The sequence below is a fragment of the Providencia sp. genome, from assembly GCF_040396775.1.
In the GTDB taxonomy this organism is placed as follows: Bacteria; Pseudomonadota; Gammaproteobacteria; order Enterobacterales; family Enterobacteriaceae; genus Providencia.
The window spans coordinates 23,167-37,733 of the sequence record NZ_JBEBNT010000020.1; the positions used below are offsets into that span (position 1 = coordinate 23,167).

The window sequence follows — 14,567 nt, forward strand, 5'->3', positions numbered from 1 at the left end:
TCACGCTGAATAACGCTATGAGCGCTAACACTACCAGCGCCAAATAATGATTAGGAGATGTCCTGTGTTTGAACATGTTGATGCTTATCCGGGCGACCCAATTCTGTCGTTAATGGATGAATTTAATAAAGATACTCGCGATAACAAAATTAATTTGAGTATTGGTCTTTACTACGATGGCGAAGGTAAAACGCCTGAGCTGGCAACGGTGGGTACCGCTAAAGCGTCACTCAACAAGTTACCTGCAAGTGCCTCTTTGTATTTGCCAATGGAAGGTTTAAAAGATTACCGTCTTGAATTGCAAAAACTGGTATTTGGTGAAGATTGCCCGTTAATCGCACAAGAGCGTATTGCAACAGTGCAAACTATCGGCGGTTCTGGCGCATTAAAAATCGGCGCTGATTTCTTACATCAATACTACCCTGACTCAGAAGTTTGGTGCAGTGACCCAACGTGGGAAAACCATGCGTCTATTTTCTCTGGTGCGGGTACAAAAGTTCATTATTACCCATACTTCGATGAAAAAACCAAAGGTGTTAAATTCGATGAAATGCTTGCAACGTTCAAGAAATTGCCAGCAAATAGCATCATTTTAATGCACCCATGCTGCCATAACCCAACGGGTTCTGACTTAACGCCAGCGCAGTGGGATGAAGTCACTAAAGTGGCGATTGAACACAAACTGATCCCATTCTTAGACATTGCTTACCAAGGTTTTGCCGAAGGTATCAACGAAGATGCTTACGCGATTAGAGCGATGGTTAAAGCAGGCTTGACTGTGTTTGTCAGTAATTCATTCTCTAAAATCTTTGGTATCTACGGCGAACGTGCGGGTGGGTTATCAGTTATTTGTGAAAATACCGATGAGCGCGACCGCGTATTAGGTCAACTAAAAGCGGGTGTACGCCGTTTATATTCGAGCCCTCCATCTAATGGGGCAAAAATTGTGGCTGCGGTACTGACCAACAGCGCAGAAAAAGCAAAATGGTTAGCAGAAGTGGAAGAAATGCGTTTACGTATTTTAGATATGCGTACTGTGCTGGTGGATGAACTGAAAAAAGCGTTACCAGCCAAAAACTTCGACCATCTATTGAAACAGCGCGGAATGTTCAGTTATACCGGCTTCACTAAAGAACAAGTGGCTCGCCTAAAAGATGAGTTTGCAGTGTATTTAGTGGGCACAGGCCGTGTATGTATGGCAGGCGTCAACCGTCATAATGTAAAACGTATCGTTGAGGCATTTGCTGCTGTTAGCCAGTAAAGTGCTCTTATTCAACTAACTCAAATATTTTCAAAACCTATCCAACCTGCAGCCAAACCTAATCGGTTTGTCAGCAGTCTGAAGGGAGCTAAGCTCCCTTTTTAATGGTAATTTCTAACTGTGATTAGGGCTCTTTGCATGAATAATTTCGAGTCCCACGCGCTGACCATCAGAAAGCTCAAGCGTATTCCCGTCGGGATCAGCAAAGAAGACATAGTAGCCAACAGGGTAGCCTAGCTGCTCTGGTTCTTTGCGCAACACACCTTCAGATCGTGCCATTACTATTTTTTTATCAATCTCTTCTTTACTCGCACAAGCAACACCAAGGTGACCGAAAGGGCCTAATGGCGTATCCTCAGGTTGATCTTCTTCAACGAGTACTAGCGCAAATGAACGGGTGAGATCGCTTAGCCAAGCGACTTTGCGTGCAGTTGGTTGATTAGGTTCTCGCTGGTGAATAACGACCATTGAAGTGTAGCGAGTATAAAAATCAATACTACGAGAGAGCGATCGTACGCTGAAAGCGACATGGGTAAAACCGACATCGACAGGTTGCATAAAGCCTCCATTATTCGAAGTGAAAATAGCCCTATAAAAGTGAGCTATTTTCAAACTATTCGTTTTTCAATTTGAGCTAGTTACCCGTTTCCGCTGTATAAAAATGAGTAACTTAAGTATTTTTTGTATTTTTTTGATACAACGCGTAGCCTTGTTGCGATGAAATACTGTACTGCCTGTTTAATGGCGCAATCATGTCCTGCGCTATTTTTGTCATAATCGGGCCTGCGAGCTCAGGTGATCCTGTACCAAATGGAGGCCGAGGATCGTATTCAATCGCCAGTTCTACCATGGCAGCCAGATCCTGACCCACCAAATCTTTTAAGGCGAGCAGTGAAGCATCAAAAGAACCTGTTGCAGGGCCAGAAGTGTATATATTACCGTCAATAACGACATCGCTACCCGCAACAGCTATAGCACCTAGGTCTTCTAACATATTGACTACATTAGCATTACTTGTTGCTCTCTTACCAACAAGCAGGCCTGCTGCGCCGAGCATTAAGGAGCCTGAACAAGTGCCAATGACACACTTGGCTGTTTTTCCTTTTTCCGCAAAAAAATTGATAACTTCAAGATCTTCCATCACTTCTGGTGGGATCATACCCACAGTAAGAACATCAAGGTCATCAGGGCACTCCTCGAAGGTCATCGTTGGCATAGTTGGCCAGCCACTATAGCCTTCAATGAGCTCTTTACGTTTCCAAATAAAATGGATTTCTGCATTGACGATGGTGAAAACAGAATGGGTGCCATTGATATCCATGGGTAAAAAACCAGGGCATACGAAAATGCCTACTTTTAGCGGTTGAGGTTGATTTTCTCTACCATCAGATACAAATTTCTGAATTGACCGTGCATTTAGTCCCCAAGGGGTATCAACGGTATAGCTTTCTTTTACCATGTAAATATTCTCTTTCTATGGTGATGTTTTATACTGATCGGTAATATAATCATGGTATTGATCAATGTAAATTATTTTTATACTAATCGGTAATAAAATGGCACAAAAAGGTAGGCCTCGAAATTATGATAGTGATCGTGCGCTCGATGAGATCATGATGCAGTTTTGGCGTAAAGGATACACAGCAACGTCAATGGATGATCTCGCCACAATAACTGAAATGAAAAAACCGAGTCTTTATGCCGCTTTTGGCAATAAAGAACGGCTCTATCAATTGGCGATAGACAAGTTTAGTCAGGTGGCACAACAGCGCTATACGGCAGCTTTGAACCCTAAATATGAAGGAGAACCGTTATACGAAAAACTGAGTCGTTTTTTACAGACTGCGATTGTTTTTTATACTGAAAATGAGGGTCTACAAGGCTGTATGGTCTTATCGACGGCGGCAGCCGAAGTTCATCATCCACAAATACAAACACTCTTATCTCAAGTTGTCTGTGCACAAGAAAAAATGATTTTTGATTATCTAACGAGAGAGAAAGATGCTTTACTTGAACCAGCTACAATCCCGTTATTAGCCAAAACGTTATTGGCTTTTTTACATAGTATTTCTGTGCGAGCGAGAGCGGGTGAAAATAAGGAGCAGCTATCTGGAATGTTAGACGCAGGGCAACAATTCTTACGCTTTGTGCTCAAAATAGAAAAATAGCACATAATAGACTAGCTCAGTTAACTCATTGGAAGCCTGTGAATTAATGAGGGAGAGAATGTATGTTATTCCGCAAGGAGTGATGGATAAAACCAGTGCTAATTCTGAGGTGCAAATCATGATCATCGAGCCTCGTGGCATCTTCAACACAGGTGACGAAGAAAGCACGAGAACCGCAGAAAATGACGTATGGATTTAATCATATAATGATTGCCGTGTTGAGTGATGGGATTGGCATCAGTCCATATAGTTTAAATGACGTAACGTATTTGTAGAATAAAAATGCCCGATGAAAATATCATCGGGCATTTCTAGACTTAACGAGATGGAGACAAGCAATGAATAGTGAGGGTTTATTTAGTATCCACGCTCTAAAATAGTTTTTAAGAACCTTGAAGTATGGGATTTCTCGCATTCAGCTACTTCTTCTGGCGTACCTGCAATGAGAATTTCACCGCCGCCGCTGCCCCCTTCTGGACCTAAATCAACAATCCAGTCTGCTGTTTTAATCACATCAAGGTTATGTTCAATGACCACAATGGTGTTGCCTTGGTCACGTAGCTGATGCAGAACGACCAAAAGCTGTTGGATATCCGCAAAGTGCAGGCCTGTCGTTGGCTCATCCAAAATATAAATGGTTTGTCCAGTGCCGCGCTTGGAGAGCTCTTTCGCCAGTTTAACACGCTGTGCTTCACCACCTGATAAGGTGGTCGCTGACTGACCAAGGCGAATATAAGATAAACCCACATCCATCAAGGTTTGCAGCTTACGAGCAAGGGCAGGAACCGCATCAAAGAACTCACGAGATTCTTCGATAGTCATATCGAGAACTTCATGAATGCTCTTACCTTTGTATTTGATTTCCAAGGTTTCGCGGTTATAACGCTTACCTTTACACTGGTCACACGGTACGTAGACGTCAGGTAAGAAGTGCATCTCAACCTTGATAACGCCATCACCTTGGCAGGCTTCACAGCGCCCGCCTTTTACGTTAAAGCTAAAGCGACCTGGGTTATAACCACGGGTACGGGACTCTGGTACCCCTGCAAATAATTCACGAACTGGGGTAAATACACCAGTATAAGTCGCAGGGTTAGAACGCGGTGTTCGCCCGATTGGGCTTTGGTCAATATCGATGACTTTATCGAAATGCTCTAAGCCTTCAACATCCAAATAAGGCGCAGGGGTGATGGTGGTTGCCCCATTGAGTTGGCGTTGAGCAATTGGGAATAATGTGTCGTTAATCAGTGTGGATTTACCTGACCCTGATACACCTGTAACACAGGTAAATAACCCAACTGGCACTTTTAAGGTTACATTTTTCAGGTTGTTACCTTTTGCGCCAAATACCGTCAGCATTTTGTCCTTATTGACAGGAACACGCTGTTTCGGAATTTCAATTCGGCGCTCGCCACTTAAGAATTTACCGGTTAAAGAGTCTGGATTAGCAACGATATCTTCTAATGTACCTTGAGCGACAATTTGGCCACCATGCACACCAGCACCTGGGCCGATATCAATCACATGATCAGCTGCACGAATAGCGTCTTCATCGTGCTCTACGACGATCACGGTATTGCCTAAATCACGCAGGTGGATCAAAGTTTCTAACAGGCGGTCATTATCCCGTTGATGCAGACCAATTGACGGCTCATCAAGCACATACATCACACCGACTAAACCTGCACCAATTTGGCTGGCAAGGCGAATACGCTGTGCTTCACCACCCGATAAGGTATCGGCAGAGCGTGACAAACTTAAGTAGTTTAAGCCAACGTTAACTAAGAATTTAAGGCGATCACCAATTTCTTTCAGAACTTTTTCAGCAATTTGTGCGCGCTGGCCACTGAGTTTTAAGTTTTGGAAAAACTCCATGGCATGGCCGATGCTATAATCCGCAATTTCAGGTAACGTGGTGTTTTCAACAAACACAAAGCGCGCTTCTTTACGTAAACGCGTTCCATTACAAGAAACACAAGGGCGGTTACTGATGTATTTCGCCAGTTCTTCGCGAACGGCGGTGGATTCCGTTTCTTTATAACGGCGCTCCATATTATTGAGGACACCTTCGAATGGATGGCGGCGAACGGTAATATCCCCGCGGTCATTACGATATTTAAACTCAATGGTTTCTTTGCCTGAGCCGTACAAAATAATTTTTTGTACTGCTGGGCTGAGTGAGTCATAAGGCGCTTCGACATCAAACTTATAGTGCTCAGCCAATGACATCAGCATCTGGAAATAATAAAAGTTACGACGATCCCAACCGCGAATAGCGCCGCCAGCTAAAGAAATTTCGGTGTTTTGCAGTACACGCTCAGGGTCAAAAAATTGCTGAACCCCTAAGCCGTCGCAGCTTGGGCAAGCCCCTGCTGGGTTATTAAAGGAAAACAGGCGCGGTTCTAATTCCACCATGCTATAGCCACAAACGGAGCACGCGAAATTAGCAGAGAAGACCAGCTCTTCTGCTTGTGGGTCGTCCATATCGGCAACAACGGCGGTGCCACCAGAAAGCTCTAGTGCGGTTTCAAATGACTCAGCTAAACGTTGGGCAATGTCATCGCGAATTTTAAAACGATCAACCACGACTTCAATGGTGTGCTTTTTCTGTAATTCGAGTTTAGGGGGATCTGACAGATCGCAAACTTCCCCATCAATTCGTGCACGAATATAGCCTTGGCTCGCTAAGTTATCGAGTAATTTAACGTGCTCCCCTTTACGCTCTTTGACGACGGGGGCAAGTAGCATCATGCGGCGATCCGTTGGCTGCGCTAAAACATTGTCAACCATTTGGCTGACAGTTTGCGCCGCTAATGGAATGTCATGATCAGGGCAACGAGGCTCACCAACCCGTGCAAACAATAACCGCAGATAGTCATGTATTTCAGTGATGGTCCCCACCGTAGAACGCGGGTTATGTGAAGTGGATTTTTGTTCAATCGAAATCGCAGGAGAAAGCCCTTCAATATGGTCTACATCAGGCTTTTCCATTAAGGAGAGGAACTGGCGCGCGTAGGCAGATAGAGACTCAACATACCGGCGCTGACCCTCTGCATACAGGGTATCAAAGGCTAAAGATGATTTTCCTGAACCAGACAAACCCGTGATAACAATTAGTTTGTCACGAGGAATAACGAGATTGATGTTCTTCAGATTATGCGTGCGTGCGCCGCGGACTTCGATATTATCCATTTACCACTTCCCGGATGATTTGATATTGAACAATCGCAAGCGATCATTATCACATAATTTTCCCTGAATGGATATACAGTAGTCGTTATATTTTCCTACTCGTCATATTTCAACCCACAGCGGTGTTGGCTGCGCTCAGCTACGCAGGTCACATACTTATGTATGCTCCCTGCGATATCTTTGCTTGCCGCCTAGCTGTGAATTGAACTATTTAGAGTAGGACGTTTTAATGATGAAATTGGGAAACAAAAGCCAGAATTTATCGAAAAGATAGATGCGGTGTATATTATTTTTTGTCTATACTGGCAAAAGCACTATGAAATTTAACTAAAAGCTGGAAAGCGTTTCGCAAGTTTAGATGCGCAATTTCAATTGTTGGTGCAAATCGGCTCGGTCGTTGGTAAACTTCAGGGCTAATCCAGAGATCAAAATTCAATGCATCAGGAGTAATAAATGGCCAGCAGAGGCGTAAATAAAGTAATTCTTATCGGTAACCTAGGGCAAGATCCTGAAATCCGTTATATGCCTAACGGCGGAGCGGTGGCAAACCTGACTCTGGCAACTTCTGAAAGCTGGCGTGATAAGCAAACTGGCGAGATGCGTGAAAAAACAGAATGGCATCGCGTGGTAATTTTCGGCAAATTAGCTGAGGTTGCAGGTGAATACCTGAAAAAAGGTTCACAGGTCTATATCGAAGGTTCTTTGCAAACGCGTAAATGGCAAGATCAAAGCGGTCAAGATCGCTACACAACCGAAGTGGTTGTGAACATTGGCGGTTCAATGCAAATGTTAGGTGGTCGTGGCGGTGATGCGCCATCACAAGGCCAAGGTGGTCAAGGTGGTTGGGGTCAACCTCAGCAACCACAAGCAGCTGCACAACAGTTCAGTGGCGGCGGGGCACCAGCACGCTCACAAGCGCCAGCTCCACAGACGAATGAACCACCAATGGATTTCGATGACGATATTCCATTCTAATTCGTTACTGTAATAAATTAACAATATTAAAGGCTTCTTAGAGAGGCCTTTATTTTATCTGAAAATCACATTTAAAATATTAACTGATAATAAAGTTTTTTTATTAGAATAATAAAATAAAATTTTTTCTTAAACCTTAAGAAATTATTAAATATGTTTTTTATAAATAATAAAAAAGCTCCAGTAATTAACTTACGTGGAGCTTTGTATTGAAGGTGGAATAAAAAAGTAAGTGCAAATTGTATTTTCATATTGCGTATCAGGCTACTTTAGGTTCCAGTAGTAAAGGGTCATTTTGACTTTCACCGGAAATTCGGTAGATTGACGGCGATGTGCCTAAATAAGCACGGAACCGCTTTGCAAAAGATTGTTGGGAGTCAAATTGATATTTTAATGCAATATCAATTACTTGTAGTTCTGTGGTGCAGAGGTCTTTTGCTGCCTCACAAATCCGTCTTCGGCGAATATATTCACCCAAGGGCATACCAACAACCTTACGAAATACTCTTTGTAAATGCCATTTTGTATATCCAGATTTTAGTGCGATGTCATCCAGTAATAGACGACTGGTTAAGTTCATTTCAATCCAAACGATTATTTCATTAACAACTGTAGATTGAAATTCTGTGTATTTCCCATTATAGGGAACAGGGATTTCTTTATACATAATGTTTTTCCTACTAGTTACTTTTTAATCATATCCCTCATTAAGTAAACCGCCAATAAATAAATACTAAACAAGTACAAATACAGGCTGTTAATTTGTTAAATGGCATTAATAGCGAATTTAAATTAATCTATAACCAGTAGTGTTTGCCTTAAGATAATATATTTATCAGGAAGCGGGCTAAATGAACGATAACTGTGCCTCGATCCTATGCTAAGCAATATAACCGTCAGGATCGAGACTGTTCATACCGATCAGTGTGTTGGAATGTATTTTTTGAGGCCCAAAAAACTGATCAAGATAGCGATTGAAATTGCAATGGATAATATATTCATTGTTTGCCATCCTAAGGTAAAAAAGAGTACACCCGCTCCTAGGCTACCAACACCACCAAAAAAGTAGATTAGAAAATCGGTCATTCCTTGCACTTTTGCTCTCTCGTGAGCTTCATAGCTGTGGGGAAGTAAATTAGTTGTACTGATTAAAATGAGATTCCAAGCCACCCCAACAAAAATACCTGCGAATAAATAGTGATAAAAATCATTACCTAATAAATTCATTACAGCAGATAAAATCAATAAAATGATGCCACATAAAATAATGCGTTTTGCCCCTAAATGGTGAATTAATGTTCCTGTAAAAAATGAGGGGGCAAACATTCCCAATACGTGAAACTGAAACACAATTGCAATTGATGAAAATGGAAAATCATGTTGCTTCATTGATAATGGGATTGACGCAAAAGTAAAGACGACAATGGCATAACCAATGGCGCTAACAATCGCGATTAATCTCAGAATAGGTTGTGAATACAATGTTTTATAACTTCGTTTAATTAAATTTTCATCGTGTGGTGCTTTCTCCACTTTTTTCAGCGGTACGATGAGCAATAAAATAAATGCGATAACATAAATACCCGCTAATGTGACGAAAGGGCCTGCGAACGGATACTTTGCAAAAAATCCTTGAGTCGTAATAGCCAGTGTTGGGCCAATTAAGGCAGCGGCGATACCACCGCTCATCACAAGGCCAATCGCTTTCGCCCGTAGGGAAACAGGGGCTTCTTCGATAGCGGCAAAACGAAATTGTTGTGCAGTTCCAATCGCAATACCCGTGAAAAATAAGCCAATAGAAAAATAGACTAAATTACTTTCTAAAACCCCCACGATGGATAAGCCAGCACCAATCAGGCCACCAATATTGCCAATAATAAACCCAATCCTTCTTGAGTATTTTTGCATCAAAAAGGCAATGGGAATTGTTGCCAGTATTAAGCCAACATACTGACTTAACAGAGGAATTGTTGCATTTTTTGGGTCGGTTGCGAGGTTTTCGCCAATGACCACGGCAACTGACAGAACAATAGCATTCCCTGTGATAAATAATGCAAGCGTAGTGGCTAACCACCAGACAGACCTTGGCATAGAAACCTCTTTCTTGTAAAGGTAATAAAATCAATTCATTAAGTATGATTTCTGTTTTAGAGTTCATGCTTTGAGCTTCTATGCTACAACTTCAAGTTAACTTTAAGTCAAGTGATAAAATGAACCTTAGTGGATTAGTTGATAAAACTTTATTTTGGCTAAAATTAAGTTAATAACGCTGATTTCATTGAGTGTGATGACGTTCGCATTTAGGAGGGATTAGGGCTGAAAAGCGAAAAAATGATTGTCAGGATAAAAAAATTATGTTTTCTTAAAGGGAGTTAAGAAAATAACAAAAACTAAGCAAACAGACTAAAACAGGAAAAACCCGTGAACATGACTTTTAATCACTCAAACCTACTACTAACCGCGCCACGTGCTGCGGTGGTCGTGCGTGTGGTGGTGGTCGTGGGCTTAGCGCCGTAACGGGTACAAATCAACGCAGATTTAGAAACCCCGCCGGCGCAAACCGAGCGGGGTTTTTTATTCACTCTCGCTCAAATCCGCAGGCTAGCAAAGGATAATTATGATGAGCGAATCGGGCAACACATCACCACAAAAAAAACGTTTTACGGGTGCAGAGTTAATTGTACATTTACTTGAAAAACATGGGATTACTATTGTTTCAGGTATTCCAGGCGGGGCAGCTCTGCCTTTTTATGACGCATTAGGAAAAAGTAAAAAAATTCGCCATATCCTTGCTCGTCATGAGCAAGGCGCAGGGTTTATTGCCCAAGGTATTGCTCGTACAACGGGCAAAGCTGCCGTGTGCATTTCGTCGAGTGGCCCTGGAGCAACCAATTTAGTGACTGCAATTGCCGACGCAAAATTAGATTCTATCCCATTGGTTTGTATTACAGCACAGGTGCCTTCTTCAATGATAGGGACCGATGCGTTCCAAGAAGTTGATACTTATGGTATTTCTATCCCTGTGACTAAGCATAACTATTTGGTTCGTAGCATCAATGATTTACCACAAGTGATTTGTGATGCTTTTCGTATCGCTGAATCAGGTCGCCCAGGGCCAGTCTGGATTGATATACCTAAAGATGTTCAAACCGCGACCATTGAATTAACTGAGATACCTGAAGTTTTACCGAAAGATAAAGCGCCAACATTTGATATGGAAAAAGTGATCCAAGCGGCGCAGATGATTAATGAAGCCAAACGTCCAGTGTTGTATTTTGGTGGTGGTGTAATCAGTTCTGCATCGACAGAAACGGCGGTTGCATTTGCTGAAAAAGCTTCTTTACCTACAACCATGACCTTGATGGCATTGGGTACTGTACCTATGCGACACCCGTTGTACTTAGGGATGCTTGGGATGCATGCCGCAGCAAGTACCAATATGGCTATGGAAGAATCGGATTTACTGATTGTTATTGGTGCACGTTTTGACGATAGAGCCATCGGAAAAGCCGAAAAATTCTGCCCTAATGCAAAAATTATTCACGTTGATATCGATAAAGCGGAAATCAGTAAAATTAAGCGCCCAGATATTGCTATCCATGCAGATGCAGGGCAAATTTTAGAATTATTACTGCCATTGGTTGAGCGAAATACGCGAACTGAATGGGTCAAACGAGTTGATGAGCTAAAAGAAAAATACCCATTAAACTTGAGTGAAGCAGATAACCCATTAAATCACTATGGGCTGGTGTTAGCGGCTGCCCGTGCAGCGGGTGAAGATGCCATTGTCACGACAGATGTTGGCCAGCATCAAATGTGGGCTGCGCAGGTATATCCGTTATCTCGTCCCCGCCAATGGTTGACTTCAGGTGGTTTAGGTACGATGGGCTTTGGTTTACCTGCTGCGATTGGTGCCGCTTTGGCTGAGCCTGAAAAAAACATCGTTTGTTTTTCTGGTGATGGCAGCCTAATGATGAATATTCAGGAATTAGCGACAGCAGCTGAGCACCAATTAAATATCAAAATTGTTTTGATGAATAACCAAGCGCTGGGCATGGTTCATCAGCAACAAGATTTATTTTTTGAAAATCGCATATTTGCTGCAGCTTATCCGTACCAAACTGACTTTATTAAGATAGCGGCAGGGTTTGGTTTACAAACCTGTGATTTGAATAATGAGGCAGATCCTGCAATGGCGCTGGAAGCAGTAATGAATACCAAAGGCCCTTGTTTAATTCATGCCCTGATCGATGTGAATCAGAAGGTATATCCAATGGTTCCACCGGGTGCCGCTAATATTGATATGATTGGAGCGTAATTATGGTACTTGAACATCACCCAATTGCTTTAGAATTAATTGTTCGTAACCACCCTGGGGTTATGTCGCATATTTGTGGCCTGTTTGCGCGTCGAGCATTTAACGTTGATGGCATTCTTTGTATGCCAATTAAAGATAAAGACGAAAGCCGAATTTGGTTATTAGTCCAAAAAGATGAACGCTTATCGCAAATGATTAACCAAGTTGAAAAACTCGAAGATGTTAGGGAAGTGCGTTTCAGCGATAACCTACAGCTGTTTGAAACAATGCAAAATTATTTGCAGTAATTCTTAAGCTTAGATTTCCAATAAGCTCATACTTTGGTATGGGCTTATTTTTTAGCCTAATAATATTAATCTCAGGGTTTCCTAAAACGAACGATGGTGGTATAACATTAAAAGATAAATAAAAAGTTTCTAAGTTTATGATGCCAAATAAAAGGAACAAAAGTGATGCAAAACAACATCTATCTTTCAAATACCTATCAATATGAAGTTGAAACAAAACTAGTTAATAAAGGGCGTGATGAGGAAGGGGACTGGGTTGCGCTTGAGGAGAATATTTTCCATCCTCAAGGTGGTGGCCAACCTGCGGATACCGCTTGGATTAATGGACTTGCTGTTCGTATTAAGAAACACTTAGATGGGTTGATTGTCGCTTATTTACCCGAAGGGACTTCTTTCAATGCTGAAGAAAGGGTCACTGCGAAAGTGGATAGTGAGAAGCGCCAACGTTATGCGGCACTCCATACTGCAGGGCATTTATTGAATTGGGAATTGCGTCGTTTTGGCTGGATGGCACAAAAAGGGCATCACTTCCCAGATGAGTCCCGGGTGGAATTTACCATGATGGAAAGTCAGGTAACACCTTTTGAAGAGCTGGATAGCGCACAAATTGAAGATATTATAAATCAAAGCTTACAGAGTGCTCGCAAGGTTGATATTAAACAAAATGGCGAAATGCGGATAAGTTACATCGACCAAACAGAAGAGATGCCATGCGGGGGAACGCATGTTGCTTCATTAGATAGCATTTGCCATTTTTCAATTAAGTCGATGAAATTTAAAAAAGGGACTTTACGTATCAGCTATGATGCGCAGCATGCCGTCGCTTAAACACCATCACTGATGTGTGAATATGTCATGACTACCGTAGCTTGAAGTTCTCCGTCCATACACAGGTAGGAATGCGGAAAATCACCACTGAATGCATAAAAATCCCCTGCTTCTAAGACAACATTTTGATCGTTGTTTAAGCGTAACATAAGCGAACCTGAGTTAACCATAATATGTTCATGGGTTCCTGTCATATGAGCGGGGCTATTAATGATTGCGCCTCGTTTCATTGTTAATTGCCAGATTTCCGAGATATTTCCCATGCTGATACGAAATTTAAATTGTTGGGAGTACTCGCTTTCATCACCCGGTGTAGATTTTACGAAATAAGGGTAGGCTTCGTGCTGTCGCGTAAATAAATCGCTTAGGGGAAAGCGAAGGGCAACGGCAATGGATTCTAATGTGTCGATGCGTGGGTTTGAATCACCTGATTCTAATTTTGATAGTGCAGCTTTAGATATGCCGGAAAGGCGAGAAAGTTCGTTAAGCGAAAGATTTCTCGCTTGTCGGAGTAAACGAACCTTTTGGCCAATTTTTATATTAATTTTTTTATCCACGTCATACCTTTCCCTGAATATTGGTTTATTGTGCTAATTCTACATCACTCAGTGAATCAAATCACATACTCTTGGTTATCCATACTATTTCAATGTGTTATTTGATTTTTTGATAGAGATTTGAATTTTTAAAAATCAAAAAAATAAAACTATTTAATAAATTTGATAGTAACTATAGTTTGAGTGTTAAAAACTTTCGGAGTTCAGTGCTATGCCGTTTGAATTATTCTCACCAGAAATGGCGATTTGTTTTGCGACATTGTTGTTTGCTTATATTGTTTTTGGAATGGCGGGGTTCGGCTCTGCACTCATTGCTACGCCTGTACTAGCAATGTATTTGCCATTGAATATGATTGTTCCTATTTTGGCTTTAATTGACTTAACAGCTGCTGTATTAAATTTATTTAAAGATGGAAAAAACGCGGATTATCAGGAAATAAAATGGATAATTCCACTCATGGTAGTGGGAAGCTTAATTGGCGCTGCCATTTTATTAAAAACACGGCCGGATATTTTAGTTTTATTATTAGGGGTTTTTGTTATTGGTTACGTATTGAATGCTTTTTTTTCAAAAAAAGCCCAAAAACCCTTTTCAAAAGCACTAGTTGTGCCCTTTAGCCTGATAGGGGGCGTTTTTAGCGCATTATTTGGTAGTGGTGGTTTTATTTATGCAATGTATTTATCAAGCCGTATTGAAGATAAACAGCGTTTTCGTATTACCCAAATGACGTTAATTGGCTTTAGTACACTAACTCGCGTGGTGATCTTTCTCGTTATGGGGGTGTATCTTAATCTTGATATTTTATTGATTGCATTAGCATTTAGCCCTGCAATGTTACTTGGAACTTGGGTGGGAAGGCATATTACATTAAAAATTTCCCGCGAAGCCTTTTTGAAAATTATTAATCTCGTTATTTTAGTTTCAGGTATTGTCTTATTATATCGATATTTCTTTGTTCTTTAATTATAAAATTTGCGTAA

Annotated in this window: 15 protein-coding genes; 9 read left to right on the forward strand and 6 right to left on the reverse strand. The window is 41.5% G+C overall.

Going from position 1 to position 14,567, the window contains the following annotated elements; translation table 11 throughout:
• Positions 1 to 64: 64 nt before the first annotated feature.
• Entirely contained in the window at positions 65 to 1,261 is a 1,197-nt protein-coding gene (locus ABWP91_RS16970; RefSeq protein WP_353244221.1) for an amino acid aminotransferase, read from the forward strand.
• 114 nt (positions 1,262 to 1,375) lie between these two features.
• On the opposite strand, the gene ABWP91_RS16975 is transcribed toward ABWP91_RS16970, so the two are convergent.
• Positions 1,376 to 1,819 carry a VOC family protein gene (locus ABWP91_RS16975; protein ID WP_353244222.1) on the reverse strand — a complete coding sequence of 148 codons (444 nt, stop codon included), beginning with the start codon at positions 1,817 to 1,819 and terminating at the stop codon, positions 1,376 to 1,378.
• Positions 1,820 to 1,931: 112 nt separating this feature from the next.
• Positions 1,932 to 2,720 (reverse strand): DJ-1/PfpI family protein, encoded by a 789-nt coding sequence (locus ABWP91_RS16980; RefSeq protein ID WP_353244223.1) that lies wholly within the window; start codon positions 2,718 to 2,720, stop codon positions 1,932 to 1,934.
• 97 nt (positions 2,721 to 2,817) lie between these two features.
• Here ABWP91_RS16980 and ABWP91_RS16985 point away from each other — a divergent pair, with 97 nt between their 5' ends.
• Together ABWP91_RS16985 and ABWP91_RS16990 are read left to right on the forward strand one after the other, a co-directional pair.
• Complete coding sequence (locus tag ABWP91_RS16985) at positions 2,818 to 3,429, forward strand: TetR/AcrR family transcriptional regulator (protein WP_353244224.1); 612 nt, start codon at positions 2,818 to 2,820, stop codon at positions 3,427 to 3,429.
• Between the two features lie 58 nt (positions 3,430 to 3,487).
• Entirely contained in the window at positions 3,488 to 3,628 is a 141-nt protein-coding gene (locus ABWP91_RS16990; RefSeq protein WP_502935823.1) for a hypothetical protein, read from the forward strand.
• Positions 3,629 to 3,786: 158 nt separating this feature from the next.
• Here ABWP91_RS16990 and uvrA read toward each other — a convergent pair whose 3' ends face one another.
• Positions 3,787 to 6,621 carry an excinuclease ABC subunit UvrA gene (gene uvrA, locus ABWP91_RS16995; RefSeq protein ID WP_353244225.1) on the reverse strand — a complete coding sequence of 945 codons (2,835 nt, stop codon included), beginning with the start codon at positions 6,619 to 6,621 and terminating at the stop codon, positions 3,787 to 3,789.
• A gap of 453 nt (positions 6,622 to 7,074) precedes the next feature.
• On the opposite strand from uvrA, the gene ABWP91_RS17000 reads away from it, so the two are divergent.
• Positions 7,075 to 7,596, forward strand: coding sequence for a single-stranded DNA-binding protein (locus tag ABWP91_RS17000; RefSeq protein WP_353244226.1), 522 nt, complete (start codon positions 7,075 to 7,077; stop codon positions 7,594 to 7,596).
• A gap of 259 nt (positions 7,597 to 7,855) precedes the next feature.
• On the opposite strand, the gene ABWP91_RS17005 is transcribed toward ABWP91_RS17000, so the two are convergent.
• Both ABWP91_RS17005 and ABWP91_RS17010 read right to left on the reverse strand, forming a co-directional pair.
• Entirely contained in the window at positions 7,856 to 8,263 is a 408-nt protein-coding gene (locus ABWP91_RS17005) for a helix-turn-helix domain-containing protein (RefSeq protein ID WP_219245580.1), read from the reverse strand.
• Between the two features lie 254 nt (positions 8,264 to 8,517).
• Positions 8,518 to 9,687, reverse strand: coding sequence for an MFS transporter (locus ABWP91_RS17010; RefSeq protein WP_353244227.1), 1,170 nt, complete (start codon positions 9,685 to 9,687; stop codon positions 8,518 to 8,520).
• Between the two features lie 336 nt (positions 9,688 to 10,023).
• On the opposite strand from ABWP91_RS17010, the gene ivbL reads away from it, so the two are divergent.
• The 4 genes from ivbL to ABWP91_RS17030 all read left to right on the forward strand — a co-directional run bounded on the left by ivbL (position 10,024) and on the right by ABWP91_RS17030 (position 13,029).
• The gene (gene ivbL / locus ABWP91_RS17015; RefSeq protein ID WP_219249565.1) at positions 10,024 to 10,113 is read left to right on the forward strand and encodes an ilvB operon leader peptide IvbL; all 90 of its coding nucleotides are present in this window, start codon (positions 10,024 to 10,026) and stop codon (positions 10,111 to 10,113) included.
• Between the two features lie 103 nt (positions 10,114 to 10,216).
• The gene (ilvB, locus tag ABWP91_RS17020) at positions 10,217 to 11,914 is read left to right on the forward strand and encodes an acetolactate synthase large subunit (RefSeq protein ID WP_353244255.1); all 1,698 of its coding nucleotides are present in this window, start codon (positions 10,217 to 10,219) and stop codon (positions 11,912 to 11,914) included.
• 2 nt (positions 11,915 to 11,916) lie between these two features.
• Complete coding sequence (gene ilvN, locus ABWP91_RS17025) at positions 11,917 to 12,201, forward strand: acetolactate synthase small subunit (protein ID WP_047756595.1); 285 nt, start codon at positions 11,917 to 11,919, stop codon at positions 12,199 to 12,201.
• A 165-nt stretch (positions 12,202 to 12,366) separates the two neighbouring features.
• The gene (locus ABWP91_RS17030) at positions 12,367 to 13,029 is read left to right on the forward strand and encodes an alanyl-tRNA editing protein (protein ID WP_353244228.1); all 663 of its coding nucleotides are present in this window, start codon (positions 12,367 to 12,369) and stop codon (positions 13,027 to 13,029) included.
• Here the strand turns inward: ABWP91_RS17030 and ABWP91_RS17035 are convergent.
• Positions 13,026 to 13,586 carry a helix-turn-helix domain-containing protein gene (locus ABWP91_RS17035; RefSeq protein ID WP_353244229.1) on the reverse strand — a complete coding sequence of 187 codons (561 nt, stop codon included), beginning with the start codon at positions 13,584 to 13,586 and terminating at the stop codon, positions 13,026 to 13,028. The genes ABWP91_RS17030 and ABWP91_RS17035 overlap by 4 nt on opposite strands.
• Before the next feature lie 211 nt (positions 13,587 to 13,797).
• On the opposite strand from ABWP91_RS17035, the gene ABWP91_RS17040 reads away from it, so the two are divergent.
• Positions 13,798 to 14,550 (forward strand): sulfite exporter TauE/SafE family protein, encoded by a 753-nt coding sequence (locus tag ABWP91_RS17040; RefSeq protein WP_353244230.1) that lies wholly within the window; start codon positions 13,798 to 13,800, stop codon positions 14,548 to 14,550.
• The last annotated feature ends 17 nt before the right edge of the window (positions 14,551 to 14,567 follow it).